Genomic DNA, 24,494 nt, shown 5'->3' on the forward strand with positions numbered 1-24,494 from the left:
TTCCCTTGAAAAATATTACTATTAAATACAGTTTATGTTAATTTACACTTGAATTATATTCGTCTTTCTTATGTAATTTACACCTTTTTTATTGTACGAATTGTATAATAAAAGTACGGTCTATCTATGGTTAGAAAAGATTTATAAGAATATCATTATACAGAGCTATACATATAGGAGGATTGGAAGTGAGCATTACCGTTTACGAAGCTTTACGACTGCCGGGGCTATCGCGCGCCAGTCTCATCGCAGGAAACGGTGGTACCCATAACTTGATAAAATGGGTGACGACCGTAGAAGTTATTGAGGATATCAGCCGGCTCCAGGAAGGGGAGTTTTTAGTAACGACAGGCTATGGGTTACATCAGCACAATACCCATTTTCAAAAATTATTAGCTATGAAAAAACTATCCGGCGTGGCCATCTATACCGGATTTTATCTGGAGGAGATTCCTCAGGCGTTTAAGGATATTGCCAACCAGAATGATCTGCCTTTAATAGAACTTCCCACAGACATCAACTTTTCCAGTATTACAAAAAGTATGTTAGAGCAGATTGTCAATAAACAGATGGAGTTAATCTCGTCCTCCCTCGATTTTCATAAACAACTGACCCAGCTCGTGGTTAATAACGAAGGAAAGCCCAGCATCTCTGAGCGACTCTCCGAATTGACAGGGTCATCTATTTTCGTCATCGGTGAAGCGGGTGAAGTCTCCAATTCTGTGCAAAAACATACAGCGGTCAGAATCGATGGGACGGCACTTGTCGTAGACCATGAATCCTTACCTTACAAAGACCTTTCAGAAAAATGCCAGATAGAAAGAAAGCCCCTGGATCTGGAACTGCATAGATTCAAGATTCTCTTCTACCCGATTTCCGCCAATGAAAAGAACTACGGCTGTCTGATTGCTATTAAAGAACTTGAGGAATGGAGCGAGCTTCATGTAAGTACTCTAGAGCATGCGGCCGCTGTATTTGCAATTGAATATTTAAAAGAAGAGGCCGTCTTACAAACCCAGCTGCGCCTCCGCGGGGAGTTTCTCGAACAGCTGATCAATAAAAATTTTCAAACTTCCTCGATGGCGTTAGAACGTGGAAAGAAATTGGGATTTGATCTCTCCCTTAGCCAGGCCATCCTTTACGTAAAACTGGTGAATGTCAAAGACAGCAGCCAATTCAAGAAAAGTATGGATCTTCTTTACGACCTTACCCGTGCAGAATTGGAAAAACAGGGTCGCCAGTACTTAATCAGGGAGCGATTCGAAGGATTAATGATTCTTTTTGAAGTAAAAGAGCGGAAGAATAAAAACTGGAAGGAGGATAGCCTTACTACAGCCAGGAGCTTACATCGTATATGGAAAGAAAAGCTGCCCCGTACTTCCGTCATGATCGGGGTTGGCAGAACCTACGCGGACGTCAGCCGGCTGAATCAAAGCGCTATAGAAGCTGAATATGCCGCGGACCTCCATAGTCTCCTTTTTACAGAAAAAGAAATTATTCACTATGATGACCTAGGCACCTTTCACCTACTACTCCAGATGAAGGAAGCAGGCCTCAGCCTCAAGCAGTTTTACGAGGAGCAAATGGGCAGCTTATTAAATAAGAGCAAGCAGGGTATTGACCTTATTCATACCCTGGAAGCTTTTTTTAAACATAACAACCATATTCAAGCGGCTGCATCGGACCTGTTTATCCACCGCCACACCCTGAAATATCGTTTGAATCTCATTGAGGAACGAAGCGGCTATAATCTGGATTCAGCGGATGACCGGTTAAAGCTGCAGCTTGCGATGGCAGCTTATAAGCTGGAGCAGTACTTTCAAGGCTGAGCTACAGAAAATGACTCCATAGTTTATTGAAATATTGAAAGGGTTTAAAAGTTAAATCTATTAGTAAATAAGGCTGGATTCCCTTAAAGCGGAAGCCCAGCCCTCTCCTGAGAGTATAGATTTATATTATGGATGAGCTATTGTTCAATCTGGTCCACAGCAATAGCAGGAACGGTAATCTCTCCGCCCATAGTTGATTCATAGGTTAATAGTCCGAGAGATACTCCCATGATGGTGATCTTATCATCCTCTAATATGCGTGAATCGATCATACTGGAATCATAAGAAACAAAGATAACTTGGTCGTAATCATCATCGACAGCAATCCTTAATTGTGTCTCTTCTCCTTCTGCTTCAATCACTTGAATCACTTCCCCAGAGAACTTAACTTTCTTTCCTTCATAATCCTCAGGTGTTCGAGCTAGTTGTTCAAAAGTAGTACCCGTTTCGTACCCTTTCTCAGCTTCTTCCTCCGCCTTTTCTTTAGCTTTCTCTTCTTCAGCTTCCTGCTTAGCTTTTTCTTCAGCGGCTTTCTTTTCAGCTGCTGCTTCTTCAGCTTCTTGCTTTTTCTTCTCTTCCGCTAACTTCCGTTCTTTCTCTTTTTCGCTTAGGTTAAACCACGGCTCTGCTTCTGCTAATTTAGCTTCAAGTTCCGCAATGGTTTGATCTTTTTTCTCGACCCGTTCTTCCATCGAGGCGATTTTCTTATTCAGACTTTCGCTTTCAGCGGTGTTTCCAACAGCCATTCCAATCATAATAAAAAATACAATAGCACCGCCACTGATCCATAACCAGACTTTTTTCTTACTCTTCTTCACTTCCAACACCCCCCTAAGACTAAAGACTTAATGTTCCCATAGTATTATCGGCTGATTTTCTGGAAATTACAATATATGTTCATATATTATATATAAAATTCACATAAAAAAGACTGCCTCCGAAGAGACAGTCTTCTCATCAGAAATTAACTTTTTACTTTCTCATGAGACTCTACCAGATCCGTAATTAACTCCATTACGTCGTCTTTCAAGTCCTCACGTTCTAATGCAATTTCAATGGTGGTTTTAATAAAGCCGAGCTTTTCACCCACATCGTAGCGGGCACCTTCAAAGTCATATGCAAATACGCGCTGGATTGTATTTAGGTGCTGGATGGCATCGGTTAACTGAACTTCGTCCCCGGCACCTTTCTCCTGCTTGTCCAGATACATCATGATTTCCGGTGTAAGAACGTAGCGGCCCATGATCGCAAGGTTAGATGGTGCTTGACCTTTAGGCGGTTTTTCAACAAAGTTCTTAACGCCGTACAAGCGGCCGTTCTTGTTCTCAGGATCAATAATTCCATAGCGGTGCGTCTGATCCTCTTCTACCTGCTGAACTCCAATAACAGAAGAGCGTGTTTCTTCGTATTGGTCCATCAATTGCTTCAGTCCCGGTTCTTCCGATCGGATGATGTCATCACCTAAAAGGACGGCGAATGGTTCATCTCCAATGAATTTACGGGCACACCAAACCGCATGTCCTAGGCCTTTAGGCTCTTTTTGACGAATATAGTGAATATCTACATTCGAGGTTTCGTTCACCTTGTCGAGCATTTCAAATTTCTCTTTGCTCATTAAGTTGTCTTCCAGCTCGAAGTTTTTATCGAAATGGTCCTCAATCGCACGCTTTCCTTTACCTGTCACGATAATAATATCCTCAATGCCGGATTTAATTGCTTCTTCCACTATGTATTGAATAGTTGGCTTATCTACAATTGGCAGCATTTCTTTCGGCATGGCTTTGGTTGCAGGGAGGAACCTTGTCCCCAGCCCTGCTGCCGGGATAATCGCTTTTTTTATTTTCCCCATTACATTCATTCCACCTTCAGCATGAATTTTGTCTAATATTAGTATAATTTAAAAGACAGATTATAACAAACTGAATTTTTTATGGTAATAAAGAATCAAAATACAATTGTTTTATTTTCATGTACAATGACCCGGTCTTCGATATCCCACTTAACCGCACGGGTGAGCACACTTCGCTCGATTAAACGCCCTTTTTTCTTTAAATCTCGCACGCCGTTCCGGTGGTCGACGCGGATCACATCTTGTTCTATAATCGGTCCTTCATCCAGGTCATCTGTAACATAATGAGAGGTTGCTCCGATCAGCTTAACGCCACGCTCGTAAGCACGCTTGTGTGGGCTCGCTCCGATAAACGCAGGCAGGAAAGAGTGGTGAATATTGATGATTTTGGATGGATGCGCCGCCACGAAATCCGGCGTCAGAATCTGCATGTAGCGGGCAAGTACAATAACGTCCACCTCATACTCTTCTAAAAGTCTCAGCTGTTCAGCTTCAACTTCCTTTCGAATATCTTTATTCGCGGGAATATAATAAAACGGAATACCGAACGACTCTACAATCTCCCGGCCGGTTTCATGGTTACTGATCACAAGAGCAATGTCTGTCATTAAGTCACCGCTCTCCCATTGATAAATAAGCTCCCGCAGGCAGTGAACTTCTTTAGAAGCAAAAATAGCCGTCTTCTTTAAATTGGATAGAAAAGTCAGCTTCCACTTCATTGAAAATTTCTCGCCAATATCGTTGAAAGCTTCCCTTATCTCCGCTTCCTTTTCTTTCATACCAGGGGCTTCGAAAACGATCCGCAGAAAAAATGTCCCTTCACTTGGATCCGTAGTATATTGACTGGATTCCACAATATTTGCACCCTGCTCGAACAAAAATGTAGAAATGGCTGATACGATGCCCGGCTGGTCGCTGCAGCTTACCAGAAGCCGCGCTTTATTTTGATTATTAGTTAAGTATTGCTGGATTTGTTCGTTGCTGTATGAAGACATAGACTACCTCACCTTTTATTCATTGTTTCCTTCATTATAGAGGAGGCTGATACGATTGAAAAGGTGAGTGTTGATCGGACTTCTGGCTTTACTCTTAAGTAAAGCAATTAACGGCTTGCTAGGCACGCGGCATGTGCTGAGCCTCCTCGAGCAAGCTCTGCGGGGTCTCACCGATCATGTTCATCCCGCAGGAGTCTGCATCGTCCCCCTCCGGACCTTGCGATATATGAAGCTCGTAATCATGTTTGAAAGAATCTGGTTTATGGTGGGGACACATTTTTAACCACGAGCTTATCCATTTGAATGAATCCCGTTATATAAATATTGGAGGCGGATCAAACTCTCCTTTTCGCCTACAGAAGGGTCCGTTCACTCTTCATTCATAGGGAGGCGAAGGAAACAAGGAGACTCCAGCGGGAGAAGGAGCGAGGCGAGACCCCACAGGGAGTGTCAACGACCGAGGAGGCTTGCCAGTTCCCCCGCAGGAAAGCGAGTTGTTTCCGTAGCCGCCCTTATTCATTTTTGGCAACGGACCCGAGATATCTCGAAACTGAGTCTTCAACTATCCGGCCCATTAGTTTAATAAGCTTGTGAATGATTAATATTCCTTCTTCTTTAAAGGAATGCAGCTACTAAGATCGTTAAAATGATCAGTGGTAAAAATACAAAAACCCCAAACAGCACTTTAAGATTCTCTGGATCCTTTGAAAACAGAGAACGGCGAAACCCATATTACATAATAATCAGGAGGCTGATAGATATAATTGTTAAGGCTAGATACACAAAACCACTCCTCTTACAAGAAGTCGACCATCAAGTGAGCACGGAGTACTATGAATCCGTTCGCAAAGCGAGAGTTAGTCGATTCGCTTCGCTCCATAGTATTTCGGTGCCCAGTATTCGTTCGACTCCAAATTCGTTACTTCGACACCTTCATTCAAGGTTACATGAACGATTTGATGGTTGCCGATGTAGAAGGCGGGATTCAAATAATCATCTTTAAAAAACACAAGATCGCCCGGCCTGAGATCTTCTTTATCTACAGGTTCCCCAACCTCCCATTGCTCTTGTGCACGACGCGGGAACGGAACACCTTGCTGCTCAAAAACATATTCAACGAATCCTGCGGTGTCAAAGCCAGCTGGTGTGGTTCCATCTTTTTGATAGGGGACTTCTCCGATATATTTAGTGGCCTCTGAAACAACCGGATCTTCCCTCGGAATCATTAGTTCTTCAAATCGCTTCACTCCGGTGAATTTTTCCTGCCAGTATTCCCCGCTAAGATAAGAGATGGTGACTTCCTGGGTCCGTGAGGCGTGAACAAATCGACCTTCTCCGATATAGATTCCGTTATGAGAAATACCGTCCCGGTAGGTGTCGCTGAAAAAGATAACATCCCCTGGCTGAATATTTTCTATATCTATTTTCTCGCCAACCTGCCACTGCTGATCGGTAGAACGCGGAAGGTAAATCCCTTTTGCTTCCTCAAACACGTACTGGATGAGTCCGGAACAATCAAAGGCTTCCGGCGTTTCCCCTCCAAATAAATAAGGGACTCCCAGGTATTGAAGGGCGGTTTGTACCAGGTCTTCATCTCTTGCAATCTCCGGAGCCTCCGTGATTCTTCTAGCCATTTCGAAATTTCCGCTCCAGTAGCTGTCGCTTTCAAAAGATGTTACTTCCACTCCATCGGATACGGTAGGATGAATGATCTGATCCTTCCCCATGTAGATCGCCGCATGGGTAAGCCCTTCATCATCTTTACTGAAAAAGAGTACGTCACCTTCCTGCAAGGAATTACGTTTTACCTGTTCCCCCATATTTTTCTGCTGTTCAAGCGTTCGAGGGAGTTCGAACTCTAAAACTTGTTTGAATACATATTGAATAAATCCTGAGCTGTCGAAACCTTGTTTTGGAGATGCACCTTCCTGCTCGTAATCAACTCCTATATAGATTTCCGCTTCTTCGACAAGGGGATGCTTTTCACGATTATCTTCTGGCAGCTGCCACACAAGCAAACTGATAACCATAATCGTGACGGCTGCTATCCATTTTCCACGATGCTTGCGCAATCATAAGCCTCCTCTAGTGTATTGGTGAAAATTTTACCAAATATAGGTGAAAAAGTTTACTAATCTGTCCTGCAACGGCTTTCTTAAGCACATTGAGTAAATCTCTTATACGTATGATTAGTAATGAGGAGACATAGTGAATGCTCTACTTACCATTTCGGAAGAAGCCTAAGCTACTTCCATACATCCAAAAAAAGACTGCCTCCGCAGAGACAGTCTACTTCCACTTTTCATTTATAGAGCTTTGACCAGCCCGCCATCTATTACAAGCGATTGGCCCGTCAAATACGTATTCGCTCCCGATGCCAGAAAGACCACTGCTTTAGCAAATTCTTCCGGCTCTCCGTATCGTCCGAGCGGGATATTCTTCTCAGCTTTCTCCCTGACTTCTTCAGCAGAAATACCTGCTTGGTCCGCCCGCTTCTGGTCTAATGAAGCGACGCGATCTGTCGCTATCCGGCCAGGTCCTACCGTATTAATTAAAATATTATCAGGGGCGAGCTCCTGCGATAGACTTTTAGACAGCCCAACGATTCCAGCCCGGAAAGTATTTGATAAAATCAAATTATCCAGCGTCTGCTTGATCGAGGAAGAGGCGATGTTCAGTATCCTTCCGCTCTTCTGCTCTCGCATGGAAGGGAGCACTTCACGGATCGTCCTGGTAAAGCTGAGCAGATTGAGCTCAAACGCCTGCTGCCAATCTTCGTCGGAGAAGTCATCAAATGTTCCTGCCGGTGGACCGCCTGCATTGTTAATTAATACATCTACGGTTCCGTGCAGTTCGACTGCTTTTTGAACAAGCTGTTCGATCTGTGTTTTATTGGTCACGTCACAAACTTGATACTCTATATTCGGATTGCCACTTACTTCTTGAATTTCAGCTTTGGCCTTTGCCAAATCTTCCTCGCTGCGGCTGGATATAAGTACCTTCGCCCCTTCTTTAGCAAATTCTGTGCTGATTGCTTTCCCTAATCCTTTACTCGAAGCGAGTACGATAACAGATTTATCTTTTAATTGGAAATCCATCTATTTCATCCTTTCTGACTATCTTTTAAATCCTTCACTGAATTTCGTAACGTTGTAAACCCATCGATCTGACATTCGATCACATCTCCGTCTCTAATCACTACAGCCCCCGGTGTCCCTGTCGAGATGATGTCACCAGGCAGCAAGGTCATCACTTTAGAATGGAACGATACGAGATAATCAGGGTCAAACGTCATATTTTTGACTTCATTAGTCCGGTGAACCCGGTCATTAATGATCGTCGTGACGTTAAGACTCTTTACGTCTTTAATTTCCTCAGGAGTAATAAGTTCAGGACCGAAGCTGAAGAAAGTATCGAAGCTCTTCGACCGGGTCAAATACCTTGGATTTCGCTTTAAAATATCTTCAGCAGTCATATCGATAATTGACGTATAGCCCGCGATCACCTGAGCAGCTCCTTCTTCAGGAACATCTTTACACACTTGACCGATCACAATACCTAATTCCGCTTCTCCGGTCGTTCGTTCGGATTGAGTCGGAATACATATGAGATCCTCTTGACCGATAATGGTCGTATCAGGCTTCATAAAACTGGCAGGTTCTTTCTGTGGCGCCATCTCCTCGAGATCGGACGCGTGGTCCACATAGTTCAACCCTATCCCCCAAATCTTCCTTGGACGGCGGTATAGAGGACAGATGTTATACTTTTCCGCTCTTTCTAACGATTCTTTTTCAGGTTTTGGAATATTATTCCACCAGTTCTTGAATCGTACAAAGTTCTCGGATTGAAGAAGTTCAAATAGATCTGTTGGCCACGCCTTATCCATCTGTTCATTAATGGCATGGACAGTTACAACGTTTCTTTCTTCATCGAGGACGGCTGCTGTTTCTATTCCCTCTTGTTCAATTGTTAAAAAGCGCATACCCTTTCTCCTTTCATTACAGTGCGGACCGTTCCTGCTGGATCTCGTTTGTTTTTCTAAAATTCACAGCAAGTACCAGGGCAAATACGGCCAGACCAATCACATCGGTTATAAATCCTGGATAAATCAGGAGCATCGCCCCTACTCCGGACAGCGCACGCATCCAACCAGGCACACCTTTTTTCAAATATCCTTCAGCCATAATCGAAAGCAAAAACACACCGATCAGTGACGTTACTGTAATCACCAAGATGTTTATAATGGTGGCATCGACCATAAGCATCTCGTGGGAGAACACAAACATGAAGGGTACGATGAATCCAGCAATCGCAAGTTTCATGGCCTGGAAACCAGTCTTGTTTGGATTCCCTCCGGCGACACCAGCTCCGGCAAAGGCGGCCAGGGCAACAGGCGGTGTGATGTTCGCAAAAATACCAAAGTAAAAGACAAACATGTGCGCTACAAAGGTCGCCGTTTCCGTGGAACCGGCAATTTCACGGTACAGAGGAAGCTGCAGCAGAATCGGTGCGGCCATCGTACTGGTAATAATATAGGTCGGGATACTAGGCAGTCCCATTCCTAAAATGATCGATGTGATCATAGTAAGCACAAGTGTAATCAGCAATTGAATCAGCGGGCTGTTCACGGCGCTTCCGATATTGACAATACTGTTAGCAATTTCCAGCGCCACCCCGGTTAAGGATGCGATACCTACCACAATTCCTACAGCCCCGCAGGCAATGGCTACTGGAACAGTCGTCCGTGCCCCGTCTTCAAGGGCTTGCAGGCAATCCTTAATACCCACTTCTTCCCCCTCAATTTTCAGTCGTTTTCTCCATACATTAATTAAAAGCGGTACGACTAGAATAATGAGAAGTTCCCACCAGTCACTTCTAACGTTCGGAAGGGAGCTGCCGGTAAGAATAGCAGACAATTGCGGCTGAAAAATCAGGAAGAGAGAAATAGCCGTGATAATTGGAAGCATACGCTTGGACCCTGCAATGACGACGGTCGCAATAATGGACCAGAAAGCCGCATAAAAAGGTGTCTTTCCTGAGAAAAGTAAATAAAGCAGTGTAAGCATGGGAATGATTAAATGTCCGCGCTCGACAATTACACCTTTTAACGAAGGTAGTTCACTTTTCGGCAATCCTTTCAAACCACGTTTGGCAGCTCGAAAGTGAACCTGCAGAAGGATTCCGATATAAAACAGAAGCGCCGGAATGATTCCAGCGAGAATAATTTTGGTGTAAGCTACATTTAAGTTCTCAGCCATGATAAAGGCAGCGGCCCCCATAATCGGTGGCAGGATCTGACCTCCGACACTAGCTGCTGATTCGACAGCGCCGGCAAAGTTCTTATTGTAGCCGATTTTTTTCATTAAAGGGATGGTAAAGGTACCTGTAGTAACCACGTTCGCAATCGCTGATCCATTGATGGAACCTAAGAATCCGCTGGCAATTACGGCTACTTTGGCCGGGCCGCCTTTCGTATGACCCGCGACAGCTAAGGCAAGGTCATTAAATAATTTGCCCATGCCGGATCGTCCCAGGAATGCACCAAATAAGATAAACAGAATGATATAACTGGCCGATACTCCAATGGCTGTACCTAGTACACCTTCTGTAATAAATACAAGCTGAGAGATAATCTGTTTCCCGACTCCAGTAATCGTATTCATATTAAGGACAGGGTAAACCGACAGCTTCACGTAAAATCCGTAAATAAGAAATCCAAGTCCTAATAAAGAGAGCCCCCAGCCTGTTACTCTTCGGGTAATATCAAACAGCAGCACGATAACCAGAATACCGACATAAAAGTCCATGTCGTTAATTTGGCCTCCGGACTGAATGATCCGCTCGGCAGTAATAAACATATATACCGCGACAAACAGCGAAAGAGCGGCCGTTATGTAGTCATAAAAAGGGATTCCTTTTCCCCCTTTTTTCCTTACAAAAGGATAGAGTAAAAATCCAAGGGTCATTAATGTGTACAAGTGGATACTCCGCTGCTTAATATCTACAAGCGACCCGGCGTAAGAGGTATATAAATGAAACAAGGATAAAGCAATCGCAAGGACGGATATCGTCAAGGCCACCGGTTTGGCCAAGTTTTCCCGGGTAGTACTTTCGCGGTCATAATCTTCTGCCTGTTTTGCTTTTTTCTTCATTTTTCCCTCACCTCAGCTTTACTGAAATATAAGTTTTGATGCCCTTCCAAATAGAGAAATGGGCGACCCTGATTCGATAGGACTGATTCTTCTTAAGGTCCAGGTGATGACGATCATATATCACACGGTGGCTCGTCTCCCTACCTGTCCGTAAGGCTAGTTCTTTCCCAATCGTTTGAGTGATGCCTGTCATATAGACCCATCCATCTTTTAGGAAGGTGTCTTCACCCGCATCATTCGGCACTCCCGCTCCAAAGGTCTTAAAACGGGTAGCTGTTAGTTCAATCACCCCGTCCTCAAGTACAAACATTTCTTCCCAGTCTTCTTTTTCCACTGAATGTGTCCAACGGACGGAGAATTCCGCATCTTCCCTATACCTGAAGAGATGTTCAGTTTCCCCTTCTCTATCAATTACAAGCAGTGGAACCTTAACAACTGTGAAGAAGATGCCAATAAAAAGAGTGACTGTTGCAATCGTAATTACTTTCCATTTCATCGTATAAAAAAGGGCACCGGATCGATGCCCTATCTCCCTTACTCTAAAATGCCCTGTTCTTCATAGAATTTCTTAGCTCCCGGGTGAAGAGGCGCCACTAAATCCTTCGCAATTTCATCACGGCCAAGCTGTTTCAACGCACCCACCGAAACGCCTTCTGTGCCTAAATATTCGTAGTAACGCTTCGTCAGGTCATACACCACATCTTCACTTAAATCCGGAGAAACAATAATCATATTCTGAATTCCTACAGTTTCCACTGGGTTCTCCAGGTTATACTTGGCTTCGTTTCCAGCTTCAATTTTATTTGCTTTGTAGAAAGGATATTTATCCATCAGCTTCTTCGCTGTTTCTCCTTTAATTTCTACAAAATTAATGTCCGTTTGCTGCTGCAGATCTGTAATGTTGCTGTTCGGTACACCTGAGGTAAAGAAAGCCGCATCCAGGTTTCCATTTTTCATTTCCTGTACACTATCTGCGTAACCCGTGTGAGTTACCTTGGATAAATCATCATAAGTCAGCCCAACCGCTTCCAAGACTTTCTTCGCACTCTGCTCTACACCAGAACCGACTTTACCAACGCCTACTTTTTTACCTTTCAAATCTTCTATGGATTGAATCCCGCTGTCTTTCAGGGCAACAACCTGCACCACGTTCTGATACATGCCGGCCATCGCCTGCACATCAACTGGATTCCCTTCAAATTGTCCGTTGCCTTCAATGGCATCATATCCGACATCACTCATAATAATCGCCATCTGGTTTAATTGATCCTGAATATTTTGGATATTGGCTACAGAAGCTCCTGTCGATTCGACCGTCACATTATCAATGCTGTCGCTTTCTTCAAATACCGGCTTTAAGGCTCCACCAATTGGGTAGTAGGTTCCTGAAGTGCCCCCTGTTCCAAGTACGATAGATTTTGAATCTGATCCGCCTGATCCAGAAGCTTCTTCCGATCCCCCATCTCCTCCACAGGCGGCTAATACCATCACCGAAGTAAGTGCCAGCAAAAATACTAATTTTTTCAACATGTTGTTATCCCTCGTTTCTGAATTTCATTTTCTAAATTTAATGGTAACGCTTTCAAATTATTTTTAGAATATTATGAACATATTGGACATTTTGGTCTTTTTGGTCACATAGTAGTCAAAAAAAGACCCTTTGCCTGATCTGCAAAAGGTCTTACACTTTCATATGATAGCGATTAACCGGGCGGCCCACTCCTCCATACTGGATCTCTATATCCACATCGCCGATTTTTTGGAGGTATTCTAAATACCTGCGCGCTGTTACCCTGGCCATTCCCACACCGTCAGCCACCTGCTCAGCGGATAAAGCTTCTGAGTTTTGGCCGAGAAAAGTAGTGATCTGTTCCAGGGTCTGTTGATTTAATCCTTTAGGTAATTCTTTGACATCTTGCTCAAGTTTACTGCCAACGAGCCCATCGATCTGCTGCTGTTGTAAAGCTCCCGCCCCACTTATTTCCGAACGAAAATCGCGGTAGTTCGTGAGCGCTTGCTGCAGGCGCTCGAATTTAAACGGTTTAATCAGATAATCGACGGCACCGTGCCTGAACATTGAGCGGATAGTATCTTTATCGTTGGCTGCCGTAATCACAATTACATCCACATCAAACGCCTGATTTCGTATTTCTTTAAGAGCTTCCACACCATCCTGTCCCGGCATAAAAATATCCAGAACAATCAGGTGGGGAGAAAGCTCTTTCGCCATTCGCACTCCTTCTTTCCCGTCAGAAGCGATATCAACCACTTGAAACGGAGACACTCGTTCAATAAATTGTCTATTCACTTCCTGGACCATGGGGTCGTCTTCAATTAACAATACTTCAATAACCTGTTGCCTGCTCATAGGAATCCTCCTCAAGTGTCATAGGAAACGTAATTAAAATGCTTGTGCCTTCTCCCTTTTGAGAAATAACTTCGATCTCTCCCATTCCTTTATCCACGATATTGTTCACTAAATAAAGCCCGATTCCAGAACCTTTCTGTCCTTTTGTCGTAAAACCTTTTTCAAAAATAGCTGCCTGCTTTTCTTGTGAAATTCCCTGCCCATTGTCCTCTACGCTGATGGAACAGCTATGTTCATTTTGTGAGATAGAAACATCGATCCATTTTTCTTGACGTTCTACTTCCTCAAAAGCGTGAAAGGCATTTTCGATTAGATTGCCTAATATAACGACAAAATCATGCTGATCAAGTAAAGGAGGATAGTGATGCAACTCACTCTGGCTGTCAATTACCACTTCAATTCCTAGTTCTTTTCCTCTGCTCACTTTACTAAGCAATAGACCGGATAAACTATAATCTTTCAGGTTTTTCACTAAAAAATTTGAGAGACGCTCCTGTTTTTCTGAGGTTTCAAATACAAAATTCAGTGCCTTATCCTTCTGGTCCAGTTGAATAAGACCGGCGATGGTATGTAATTTATTTAAGTGCTCGTGGTTCTGCACGCGTAAAGCATCTACAAAAGCTTTTACTCCAGTTAATTCTTCGGCAAGTCTGGTAACATCAGTCCGGTCCTGGAAAATAACGACCGCACCGATCGTCTCCTGTTCCACGCGTATCGGCACGCGTGTGCTCATTACTAATGCGCTCCCTAAGCGAAGCTCTTCATTATAAACACCCTGCCCCGAAGTGAGTACATCCCCCAGCCTGACATCGGGAATAACCTGTTCAATCCGTTGTTTTCTCTGATCCCCTTTGATCCCAAGAATCCTTTTAGCTTTATCATTCATAATGGTAATTTTACCTTCATTATCAATCGCTACAATTCCTTCATTCATGGCCTGAAATGTTGCCGTCCGCTCAACAAGCAGTTGAACCACTTCGTGAGGTTCCAAATGAAACGTCTGCTCTTTTAAATGCCGTGCGAGCAGCCAGGAACCAGAAATTCCGAAGAGTCCTGTTAATAAAAGAACAAGCAGAATTTCACTTTTCATCCCTAGCAGAATCTCCGTCAAGGATGGCAGGAGATTTCCGACAATCACAACACCGATCTGCTCGTGATCTTTGTTCATCACGGGCACAAAGCCCCGTACAGCTACTCCCATTACCCCTTCGGCCTTGGAGGTATAACTGTGTTCCCCAAAAGCCGGCCCCTCATCCTTGCCCGAAGATAAGGAACCCAGCTTCTCTTCCACCGGATGCGAATATCGGATACGATTCATATTTAGAACCACAATATAGTCTGAGCTGTTAATCGTCCGAATCCGCTCAACTACAGGATTGATTTTCTTCCAACCCTCCGATTCCGTTAACCCTTCTTTGAGGGCTGGCAGATTCGCTATGGTCCTCCCCGTAACGAGGGCGTGCTCTCCAAGTGATTCTTCTTTGGATTCAATGGTATTTCCTATTATAATAATGCCGCCGATCAAAACGGTAAAGGCCACTATTCCAAATGATAGAATAGTAATTTTCCAGCGGATGGGCATCCGTTTAAGTGACATGACCGATCTTCCTCCCTAGTCTATTATCTATAGTGTATCACTTAAAAGTACAGCTATGTTACACTATTGGAAACGATTACAAGGGGTAGTCTCATTGAAAACTGTCGCAGCCATTAGTCTATTTATTTTAACAGGGATCGTGACAGCTCTTTGGTTCGGGTTTGATTTGAGTGAAGCCACAGATTCCTTGAATTACGATGATGAACAGGAAGGAATTGAAGATAAAGTCGTTATTAAATTCAGTCACGTCGTTGCCGAAAACACACCAAAAGGCAGAGCAGCCCGACGGTTTGCTTCCCTGATTCATGAACGGACCGACGGAGATATTAAAGTGGAGATTTACTCGAATGGTACCCTTTATAATGATCAAAATGAGTACGATGCATTGAAAAATGGACATATTCAAATGATTGCGCCGGCTACATCCAAGCTCACCGAGCGGTTCCCGAAGTGGCAGGTGCTTGATCTCCCCTTCGCCTTCCCCAACTATCAAGCAGTGGAAGAAGCTTATGAAGGGACGATTGGTCGGACCCTGCTTGATCAATTGGAACCTAATGTCAAAGGGATGACCTTTTGGTATAACGGCTATAAACAAATGACTAGCAGCGACCAGCCGATGATCCTTCCTTCTGATTTTAATCGAACACACGTGAGAATCATGCCGAGCCCTGTTATTGAATCCCAGTTCCATGCACTGGGAGCTAGTACCACTCAGATGCCATTCAATAAAACGTACAACAATTTAGAAGTAGATTTTATCAACGGGCAGGAAAATACATTATCAAACATTTATTCTAAGAATCTCTACAAAGAGCAAGACTACTTAACCATCAGCGATCACGGCTACCTGGGTTATGTGGTTCTTATGAATGACGAATTCTGGAGCAAGCTGTCTAATGAGCATCAAGCTATTATTACACAGGCTTTGGAAGAAACTACTGATTGGATCAAAAGGCATTCCATAGAAATTAACGATACCCATCTCCGCCAGATCAAGCGGACAGCCTCCCTTGATGTTCATTACTTAACAAAAAAACAACGCGTCTTATGGAAAGAGGCTGTTACACCCGTATATGAGGAAACAGAACCAATTGTCGGGGAATCTCTGATGCAAGAAATTTATCGATTACAGGAAAAGTATCAATAAACATACAGGAGGACTTAATATGAACACTTTATTTGTTGCCGGTCATTCCAAATTACCTACCGGAATGGCCGCAAACCACATATCCGAATCTTTAACCCTTACCTTGGAAATTGATAAAAAGTATGGCGTGATTGTAGACGCTTCCTGCACGCTCGCCACAGACCATGGACGAGAATTCATCAAATCCTTGTTGAAAGGCTACAGTTTGAAAGACGGAACAGACGAACCGGTCGCTCGTCTCAAAGAAGGTTATCTAGGAAAGGCCGGGAATGCGCTGGAAGCTGCTCTGAAGGATTCATACAAACAATATCAGTTGCACCAGTAAAAGCCACCCCCAGGTGGTTTTTTTCTTACTCTTTTTTACAACCAACATGCAATTTTCATCAACGGCTTATTAAGCAATAGGGCCGGATAGTTGAAGACTCGATTTCGAGATATCTTGTAGAGAAAGGGACTCCAGGGAACGGCTCGCTTTCCGCGGGCATGTGGTGAGCTTCCTCAGGCTTCGCCTTCCGGGATCTCACCGATCATGTTCATCCCGCAGGAGTCTTCGCCGTTCCCTTCCGCCCCTTTGCGATCATTGAGAGCTCAAAATTCTCTGCATAAACGTCTTCCAATGAACAAGTATAACCTAGGATCCTACGAGGGTATAACTGTAAAAACCCTGTTATATAAGCATTTTGAGGCAGATTCAGAATGGCTTCTATCTCCTAGAGCAGGATCCGTTCACAAGAAATGGCTGGGTTGGTGGGGAAATGAAGAGACTCCCGTGGGAGAAGGAGCTAGGCGAGACCCCACAAGGAGCGATAGCGACTGAGGAGGCTTGCCAGTTCCCCCACAGGAAAGCGAGTTATTTCCCCACCAATCCTTTTCCATCTAGAGTAACGGGCCCATTTATATCGAAACTGAGTCTTAAAGAAAAAGGGAGCTTTACTGTAATAACAACACGGAGGTTTAACAGAATCTAGAAAAAATAATTCATAAAGAGGAAAAATGTAGTAATCTAAGAGTAAGATGTAGTAAAAGAGAAAGGGGATAAAGATGTATAAGGGACCTATTTGGCGCAAGATCTCAAGAGCAGCAAGCATGATTATGAATAACCAGAAAGAGATTTATTTCATATTGATCACCCTTGGAATTATCGGTTCCATAGCGTACGGCGGATTTTTCTATTATGAAATTTTAGACAGTGCTTATGCGGAGAGTCCGAAAACATTTATTGACTATCTTATCCGTCCTTCCCTTCTTGCTCTTTTCGTGATTGCCATTCTAATTCTTTTTACAGTTTTTTTCGCCAGAGTCTTATCCTTATCTGCCTTGAAAAGCCTAACCGTATTTAAACTGGGGGTAGAATTTGGGGAATGGGAAGAAAAGGAGCGAGCGATTACCAGCAACTTCCGCTTCACTTCTTCTGTTTTAAAAAACCATGATGATACCCTGATCAAGTTAGTTAGAGAAAAGAGAACTGCCCTTCCAGATATTGTTGACTATCTGGTTGCTGAATTTAATAAGCTGATTAAAGCCACCAAGAGTGAAGTTAAACTGGAAATTGACATTGTCTCTTACTCTCAGCTTGAGAGTTTTGAACAAAATGTCTATGAAGAGATTCTTTCTGACCCTTACAGCACAACAAGATATTACAACTCCGTTTTTGGACCTTACAACCTTTTACTAGGGGTCGTGGAACGACCGAAAGAAGATGGTACGATTATCGTGAGGATGAGGAAAGAGAACTCCTACTCCATGGACGAATACGACCGTGAAACGCTGGAGAGTCTGCTGGCCTATGCCGTTAACCTGAAAGAAACCTTAGAACTAAGGAAAAGAGCATATCTCCAGGGGGTAGCGAATACTGACGGGGTCGAGGTCCCTGCTGAACCTTGGGTTCTTACGAATTCCAACTCTCTACCGGAAAAATTAACAAGCTCCATCAGTAAAGAGCACTCCACGTCTGACGATCACTATTCCTCTCCTGAATACGAGGATCATGAGAAAACTCCGTTGTCCATCATGGATCTTTATAACAAACGAAACGGCTAACCCGCCCTCTATAAAGGACGCCTCGCTTTCTTCTCTTTTTAGAGGTCTCTATTATATCCTGTTATATTTCGCCTATAAGTTGCTGACACCATAATTTATTTTAAAAAAAGACCAGTGCCGGGCACTGGTCTCTTCGTTTAACTCACTTGTACTCGTTCCACTTGGGGAATCCGCTCCGCGATTTCTTTGCCAATTTCAAATGAAGCCGTAGCCGCCGGTGATGGTGCATTACACACATGAACGGAACGCTTACCTGTAATGATGTGAAAATCATCGACAAGACGCCCATCCTTTAACATCGCCTGGGCTCGAACACCGGCATCTGTCGGAATAACATCTTCTTCTTGAATATCCGGTACCAGTCGCTGAAGACTCTTCACAAAGCTCTCTTTGTGAAAAGAACGCACCATTTCCTTCATACCTTCTTTCATATTGACTCTTGCCATTTTCCAAAATCCCGGGAATGACAAAACATCAAACGTGTCTTTCCAATGAAAATCGGTTTTACGGTAACCTTCACGTTTAAAGCTTAGTACAGCGTTTGGTCCCGCGTGAATGCCGCCGTCCATCATCTTTGTCAAATGAACGCCGAGAAAAGGGAAATCAGGGTTCGGAATCGGATAAATCAGACCTTTCACCAAGTGGTTCTTTTCCTCGGTTAATTTAAAATATTCTCCTCTAAAGGGAACAATCTGCAGATCCGTATGAATACCCGCCATACGAACCAGACGATCGCTGTGAAGACCTGCGCAGTTTATGAGGAAGCGCGACCGTATTGTACGCTCTCCTGTTTCAATCGCAACCTCCCCATCGCGCTCATCAATCGTCTCAACAGCCGAACCGAACGAAAACTCGACCCCGGCTTGATTGAGCAATTCAGCAATTTTCAAGCTGACCTTTTTATAATTAACGATGCCTGTCGAAGGAACATGAAGCCCTTCAATGCCATTGGCATAAGGTTCTATTTCCTTCAATTCGTCCTGGCTAATCCTTTTCACTTTCAATCCATTTTCCTGAACGCGCTCATATAGGGCCTCTAATCGTGGGACTTCCTCTTGTTCTGTTGCCACCAGCACTTTTCCGCAGACCTCATGAGGAACGTCATGAGCCTTGCAGAATTCTACCATCGAGTTTCTGCCCTGCATCGCCATCCGTGCTTTTAGGCTTCCTGGCTTATAATAAACACCGGAGTGGATCACCCCACTATTTCTTCCAGTCTGATGGGCGGAAAGCTCCTGCTCCTTTTCCACGACCATAATGGTAGCATCAGGATTCTTTTGAACGATCGCGAAAGCTGTGGATAGTCCCACAATGCCCCCGCCGATAATCACATAATCATACATTCTTCTACCTCCTACTACTGTACAAAATGACCTCGTTGACGAAGCAATTCTCTATGCAAATCAGGATTCTCTTCAAATGCAGCTCTGCCGTGAAGCCAGAAACGGTTATTCAGCATTACTAAATCTCCCACTGGAAGCTCGAGTTCAATGACTCCCTTAGAGTTTTCCATGGATTGAGAGAGCTCTTTTAAATACTGAGCCTGAGCAATCGTTTCCGGAAAGACAAACTGATCGATAAAGCAGATGCAAGGACGATTATTCCATTCATAAAATGGCTTACGCTGTACATCCTCTGACACATTCTTACTGGCCGGGGCCTTGTAGGTGAAAGGAAAGGCTGCCATTGAAGAGTTGTAAAAATAGTCAAATTCTTCCCATTCATCAAGATGCAGCAATCTTGAGCTTCCTCCAACTGCATTTTCTTCCTCCATCTTCATCATCAACAGCCAGTCTGTTGGCTCATCTACATAGGTTCCATCCGTATGAAGCGTAAATCGACGGTAGGCCTGACGGAGGTACGAATCACTGTCATCCGTATGCTTCACAGAGAAGCGAGCATAATATTTTTTCGACATGGCATCGAAGTTCGGAATCCCAGCCAGGTGGGACAATGCCGTGGAAAACTTCACATAATCCTGGGCATCTTCCGTGCGCCCCTGCAACCCAACTGTAAAACCTCCGGAATTGCGGTCGTGAAGAATAGTCCGGATGGTGTCCCCAAAGTCCTCATCGACTAAGTTCAGCAGTGTGTTTGCTGCGATAAATCGCTGGTAAGGAATATATTCCAACTGCTCGTCACTAATGTCTTGAACCTCATGCAAAAATTGGTCAATCACCTGTTTCTCAAATTCAATATGGTATAAACGATCATGCTCTGGATGCGGCTTAATGGCATACCCTTCTCCTGTTATTGACGGAAGACTCGCTTTTTTCATTTCTACTGCACACATAATGATTTTCCCTCCATAATAAGTGTAGTGTTGCTTTTTTATGGGCCCATAAAAATCAAAAAAGCCAGTTTTCTCCCTTTAAGGAAGAAAACTGGCTCTAAACTGCGAGTTAATCTCTGGCATTGTAGAGATTAGACAGCTTTACAGTTACGTTATCCGCTTGTGATGTCAACACTGCAGCCGGACAGTGAAAGGGGATTCCTTTCTACGAGGCTGCTTTCTAGTATCTATCCTATCGATATTTCAATATTCTGTCAACAAAGACGAAGTGGGTGACTGATCTTTTCCAGGTAATAAAGAGAATAAATCTTCCTAATCCTCACCCTCTCCACTCTGTTATTATTAAACTAATAACATCAGCTTCTGCAAGGAGGAAACAATGGAACTCACCGATCAATTAGGCCGTGAAATAATAAATCGGTTATCTAAATATATTGATGTGCCCATTAATTTAATGAACCCACAGGGAAAAATAGTCGCCAGTACCGATCCCACACGTATCGGACAAAGTCACGGCGGAGCGATAACAGTGATTGAAACGACAGAGCCGCAGTTTATTACAGCAGAAGAAGTAACCCATTATTCAAATGTAAAGCCTGGCGCAAACCTACCTATCTTTCACAGAGGAAGACTTGCTGGTGTTGTTGGACTGACAGGCCGGCCAGAACAGGTAACACAGGCAGCTGGAATGACGCAAGGTTCTGTTGAAATTGCCCTAGAACAAATTTACATACAAAGGCAGGCTTTTTATCAGGAGAGGCAATGGAATCATTGGCTGCAGCAGCTGCTGCAAACCGAAGCGATCGATCGTGAGGAACTGGTAAGAGAAGCCTCCTACACATTAAGAGTAGATGTGAATCGAACCTGGCAGGTTTTGGTTTTTCAAGCAGAAGAACCTTTTGAATTGGCTGAATCCCTGCAAACTATGTTTCTAGATGAAGACTATCTATTTATTCTGCCCTATCAGGATAATATGGTGATTGCAGTTCTCCATTATCCTGACGCCTCATCCCTTCCTTTCAACGACATTGACTCACTCATAGGAGTCGGTGAACCCGGTTTCTCAGTACATGGCATTAGACAGTCTTTCAAACAAGCCTGTGAAGCCATTGATCTTAGTGGTACAAAGGGAGAACCCATTTACAGTCGTGATCTGCAAATGGAGAGACTTCTGCATAATGTAAATGCAGATACTTTTCATGAGGTGACGGAAGTTTATCAAAACCGCCTCCAGCAATTGGAACAAGTTTACCGCATCACGCTTACACAGTTTTTCAAACAGGATATGAAAATGAGCCGGACCGCTGAAGTCCTCCACATCCACCGCAACACGTTAATCTACCGGCTGGACCAATTAACTCGAAAAGTAGGTTTGGATCCCAGGCATTTTAAAGATGCGGTTATCTTACAAACAATTCTCATACATTTTTAATTTGTGCATCTGCATAAGAATCCGCTTTCAGTTTTCTGAATTTTTGTGTAAATAATCAATTGTATTCAAGCCTGAATTTCGTTTCAATAGAATCAGGCTGATGATTGGAGGGACCAATGATGAAAGTAGTCTTTGCGCCAGATTCTTTTAAAGGAAGTCTGTCTTCCGTGCAAGTATCTGAAATAATGGAACAAGCTTTCCTAGCCGTCGATCCTGATGCAGAAACCATTCTGAAACCGATGGCTGATGGCGGTGAAGGGACGCTCGAAGCTCTGTCCAAAGCCTCTGACCCCAAAAAAGTGAGCTTGACATGTACAGGTCCTCTTGGTGAAAAAGTTGAAAGCTGGTACATCGAATTTGAGGATCAGCGAGCTGTCATTGAAGGAGCGGCTATTGCGGGTTTGCCACTGGTTCCTAAACAACAGAGAAATCCTGATTATACCACTACATACGGTATCGGCGAAGCGATTTTACATGCCCTGGATCGCGGACACCGTGAGTTGATGATCGCTATCGGCGGCAGCTCCACGAATGATGGTGGACTGGGGATGCTTCAAGCACTGGGAATGAAGGCGTTTGACGGCCATGGCAAAGAAACAGGAATATTTGGAAAAGATCTTTTTCAAATCAAAAGGATTGATTTTTCTTCGATCGATTCCAGATTAAAGACCACAACGATCAGGGTTGCGTCCGATGTCGATAATCCACTGACAGGAGCTAAGGGAGCGAGCCATATCTATGGGCCTCAAAAAGGAGCTTCAGAAGAACAGGTGCTTGCTTATGACCAGGCTTTATTTGACTACGGAACACTTGTGGAACAAGCAAGTGGAAGATCGGTCATGAATTCTCCTGGAGCTGGAGCCGCTGGCGGACTTGGATTTGCTTTTTTATCGATAGAAGCTTCACTGGAATCCGGTGCAAGGCTCATTTCTGAAGCCATCCGTCTTCCAGAAGAAATTCAGCGGGCTGACCTTGTTGTGACCGGCGAGGGACAAAGTGACGAACAAACCATGTACGGAAAAGCTCCTGGCTATGTAGCAGAAACAGCGAAACAGTACAACAAGACGGTCCTGCTCCTATCAGGGAGTTTAGATGGAGATTACGAGAAGTTAAATCAAGTTTTTACAGGATGCTTTTCGATCGTTCCAGGACCGAAAGATTTAACAGAATGTATGGATCATGCGGAAGAATATTTGTTTAAAGCAACAAAGCAAGTTGCACGTCTCGTTTCAAATTTCACAAAATAAAAGGAGTGTATTAAACGTATGGATGGAATCGGATTAATTCTGGTTATTGTTGCAGGTGTCTTATTTGTAATTGTCGCTACCGCCAAATTTAATCTTCATCCTTTCCTCTCGTTATTAGTGGCAGCATTCGCCATAGGTATATTTTCAGGGATGCCGCTTACTGATGTAGTCGAAGCTGTAAATGGCGGCTTCGGCGGACTGATGGGCGGGATAGGATTAGTGATTGTATTTGGGACGATCATCGGAGTCATATTGGAAAAGTCCGGCGCTGCGCTTCGAATGGCAGAAGTGGTGCTTCGTATCGTGGGCGAAAAGCGTCCTCAGCTGGCTATGAGTGCTATTGGAAGTATCGTTAGTATTCCCGTCTTCTGTGATTCAGGATACGTTATTTTATCGTCTTTAAAGAAAGCGCTTGCAAATAAAACAAAAGTTACGGTCGCTTCTATGGCCATTGCCTTATCCACTGGTTTATTTGCTACTCATACGCTAGTTCCACCAACGCCTGGCCCGATAGCCGCAGCCGGGAACATTGGAGCGGAAAACTATTTAGGTACAGTTATCCTCTTTGGGATCATTGTTGCCATTCCGGCAATCCTCGTGGGCTACCTCTGGGCCGTTAAGGCAGGAACTAACATCCATATTGAATCAGATGAGGATGAGTCTATGTATAGTTACGATGAAGTGGTGAGCAGTTTTGGCGACATGCCCTCACCCGGAAAATCCTTTGCCCCTATTCTTGTACCGATTTTATTAATCGGCTTCAGTTCAGTAATTACATTTGCGGGCTGGACAGGAAGTATTTTTTCCTTTTTCCTATTCTTAGGTTCTCCTGTAGTAGCCTTGCTTGTCGGTGTCCTGTTCGCTTTCGCGCTGCTGCCAAAATTTGATGAAGAAACTCTGACAGAATGGATTGGCGTAGGGATTAAAGAAGCCGCTCCTATTCTATTAATCACTGGTGCAGGTGGAGCTTTTGGGTCAGTTATAAGCTCTACCAGTGTAGCAGATTTAATTAAAGGCATAGCTGGGAACGATATGGCCGTGGGCGCCCTATTTATCTTTATACCATTTGTAATTGCTGCAGCCTTAAAGAGTGCCCAGGGGTCTTCTACAGCAGCCATTGTTATTACCTCTACTCTGATTGCTCCACTACTCACTCAAGTGGGAATTGAAGGAGCCGTGCCGCTTGCTCTTGTTGTAATGTCTGTTGGGGCTGGTGCGATGGTCGTCTCTCACGTAAACGATAGTTATTTCTGGGTGGTTAAAGAATTCAGTGGAATGTCGATAACTCAGGCCTATAAAGCACAGACAATGGGTACGCTGCTTCAGGGCGGTACAGCAATTGTAGTTACTTCTATGCTCTGGTTTATACTGGTATAAGTTAATTATACTGGTATAAGTTAAAGGTAAGCTGGCTGAAGATACATCCTCAGTCGGCTTATTTTTTTAATAAAATTAATTTGTACTTCGCGATCGCTCACCCTCCTACTATTTTCATTAAATATAATAGAATTTATTTATTCTATTAGCATGAGTACTATCAATATT

General features: G+C 43.8%; 20 protein-coding genes. 7 read left to right on the forward strand and 13 right to left on the reverse strand.

Annotation, left to right across the window (positions count from 1 at the left end; all coding sequences use genetic code 11):
* Positions 1–188 precede the first annotated feature (188 nt).
* A complete protein-coding gene (locus ACTWPM_RS01715) occupies positions 189–1,829 on the forward strand; it encodes a PucR family transcriptional regulator (RefSeq protein ID WP_443131340.1) in 1,641 nt (546 codons plus the stop codon).
* A 137-nt stretch (positions 1,830–1,966) separates the two neighbouring features.
* Here ACTWPM_RS01715 and ACTWPM_RS01720 read toward each other — a convergent pair whose 3' ends face one another.
* The 11 genes from ACTWPM_RS01720 to ACTWPM_RS01770 form a co-directional block, all read right to left on the reverse strand.
* Entirely contained in the window at positions 1,967–2,647 is a 681-nt protein-coding gene (locus ACTWPM_RS01720; protein ID WP_443131341.1) for a toxin regulator, read from the reverse strand.
* Positions 2,648–2,793: 146 nt separating this feature from the next.
* On the reverse strand, positions 2,794–3,678 hold the full coding sequence (gene galU / locus ACTWPM_RS01725) for a UTP--glucose-1-phosphate uridylyltransferase GalU (protein ID WP_443131342.1): 885 nt from the start codon (positions 3,676–3,678) through the stop codon (positions 2,794–2,796).
* A gap of 95 nt (positions 3,679–3,773) precedes the next feature.
* On the reverse strand, positions 3,774–4,673 hold the full coding sequence (gene purU, locus ACTWPM_RS01730; protein ID WP_443131343.1) for a formyltetrahydrofolate deformylase: 900 nt from the start codon (positions 4,671–4,673) through the stop codon (positions 3,774–3,776).
* Positions 4,674–5,530: 857 nt separating this feature from the next.
* Positions 5,531–6,745 carry a C40 family peptidase gene (locus tag ACTWPM_RS01735; protein WP_443131344.1) on the reverse strand — a complete coding sequence of 405 codons (1,215 nt, stop codon included), beginning with the start codon at positions 6,743–6,745 and terminating at the stop codon, positions 5,531–5,533.
* 234 nt (positions 6,746–6,979) lie between these two features.
* Positions 6,980–7,771 (reverse strand): SDR family oxidoreductase, encoded by a 792-nt coding sequence (locus tag ACTWPM_RS01740; protein WP_443131345.1) that lies wholly within the window; start codon positions 7,769–7,771, stop codon positions 6,980–6,982.
* 5 nt (positions 7,772–7,776) lie between these two features.
* Positions 7,777–8,655 carry a fumarylacetoacetate hydrolase family protein gene (locus ACTWPM_RS01745; RefSeq protein WP_443131346.1) on the reverse strand — a complete coding sequence of 293 codons (879 nt, stop codon included), beginning with the start codon at positions 8,653–8,655 and terminating at the stop codon, positions 7,777–7,779.
* A 16-nt stretch (positions 8,656–8,671) separates the two neighbouring features.
* Positions 8,672–10,825 (reverse strand): TRAP transporter permease, encoded by a 2,154-nt coding sequence (locus ACTWPM_RS01750; RefSeq protein WP_443131347.1) that lies wholly within the window; start codon positions 10,823–10,825, stop codon positions 8,672–8,674.
* Positions 10,826–10,832: 7 nt separating this feature from the next.
* On the reverse strand, positions 10,833–11,321 hold the full coding sequence (locus ACTWPM_RS01755) for a DUF1850 domain-containing protein (RefSeq protein ID WP_443131348.1): 489 nt from the start codon (positions 11,319–11,321) through the stop codon (positions 10,833–10,835).
* Between the two features lie 38 nt (positions 11,322–11,359).
* Entirely contained in the window at positions 11,360–12,355 is a 996-nt protein-coding gene (locus tag ACTWPM_RS01760) for a TAXI family TRAP transporter solute-binding subunit (protein ID WP_443131349.1), read from the reverse strand.
* Positions 12,356–12,506: 151 nt separating this feature from the next.
* Entirely contained in the window at positions 12,507–13,193 is a 687-nt protein-coding gene (locus ACTWPM_RS01765) for a response regulator (RefSeq protein WP_443131350.1), read from the reverse strand.
* The gene (locus tag ACTWPM_RS01770) at positions 13,171–14,790 is read right to left on the reverse strand and encodes an ATP-binding protein (RefSeq protein WP_443131351.1); all 1,620 of its coding nucleotides are present in this window, start codon (positions 14,788–14,790) and stop codon (positions 13,171–13,173) included. Before ACTWPM_RS01770 ends, ACTWPM_RS01765 begins: the two co-directional genes overlap by 23 nt.
* A 94-nt stretch (positions 14,791–14,884) precedes the next feature.
* Between ACTWPM_RS01770 and ACTWPM_RS01775 the strand changes: the two genes are divergently transcribed.
* From ACTWPM_RS01775 to ACTWPM_RS01785, 3 genes are all read left to right on the forward strand, one after another.
* On the forward strand, positions 14,885–15,937 hold the full coding sequence (locus ACTWPM_RS01775) for a DctP family TRAP transporter solute-binding subunit (RefSeq protein ID WP_443131352.1): 1,053 nt from the start codon (positions 14,885–14,887) through the stop codon (positions 15,935–15,937).
* A gap of 19 nt (positions 15,938–15,956) precedes the next feature.
* Complete coding sequence (locus ACTWPM_RS01780) at positions 15,957–16,262, forward strand: DUF3870 domain-containing protein (protein ID WP_443131353.1); 306 nt, start codon at positions 15,957–15,959, stop codon at positions 16,260–16,262.
* Between the two features lie 716 nt (positions 16,263–16,978).
* The gene (locus ACTWPM_RS01785; RefSeq protein WP_443131354.1) at positions 16,979–17,977 is read left to right on the forward strand and encodes a hypothetical protein; all 999 of its coding nucleotides are present in this window, start codon (positions 16,979–16,981) and stop codon (positions 17,975–17,977) included.
* A 137-nt stretch (positions 17,978–18,114) separates the two neighbouring features.
* Here the strand turns inward: ACTWPM_RS01785 and lhgO are convergent, their stop codons facing one another.
* Both lhgO and glaH read right to left on the reverse strand, forming a co-directional pair.
* Positions 18,115–19,320, reverse strand: a complete 1,206-nt coding sequence (gene lhgO, locus ACTWPM_RS01790) for an L-2-hydroxyglutarate oxidase (protein WP_443131355.1) — start codon at positions 19,318–19,320, stop codon at positions 18,115–18,117.
* Between the two features lie 14 nt (positions 19,321–19,334).
* Positions 19,335–20,270, reverse strand: a complete 936-nt coding sequence (gene glaH, locus ACTWPM_RS01795) for a glutarate dioxygenase GlaH (protein ID WP_443131356.1) — start codon at positions 20,268–20,270, stop codon at positions 19,335–19,337.
* A gap of 379 nt (positions 20,271–20,649) precedes the next feature.
* Here glaH and ACTWPM_RS01800 point away from each other — a divergent pair, with 379 nt between their 5' ends.
* The 3 genes from ACTWPM_RS01800 to ACTWPM_RS01810 all read left to right on the forward strand — a co-directional run bounded on the left by ACTWPM_RS01800 (position 20,650) and on the right by ACTWPM_RS01810 (position 24,326).
* On the forward strand, positions 20,650–21,702 hold the full coding sequence (locus ACTWPM_RS01800; RefSeq protein ID WP_443131357.1) for a CdaR family transcriptional regulator: 1,053 nt from the start codon (positions 20,650–20,652) through the stop codon (positions 21,700–21,702).
* A gap of 119 nt (positions 21,703–21,821) precedes the next feature.
* On the forward strand, positions 21,822–22,949 hold the full coding sequence (locus tag ACTWPM_RS01805; RefSeq protein WP_443131601.1) for a glycerate kinase: 1,128 nt from the start codon (positions 21,822–21,824) through the stop codon (positions 22,947–22,949).
* An 18-nt stretch (positions 22,950–22,967) separates the two neighbouring features.
* Complete coding sequence (locus tag ACTWPM_RS01810; RefSeq protein WP_443131358.1) at positions 22,968–24,326, forward strand: GntP family permease; 1,359 nt, start codon at positions 22,968–22,970, stop codon at positions 24,324–24,326.
* Positions 24,327–24,494 lie beyond the last annotated feature (168 nt).

The organism is Halobacillus sp. K22 (genome assembly GCF_052246795.1).
GTDB lineage: Bacteria > Bacillota > Bacilli > Bacillales > Halobacillaceae > Halobacillus.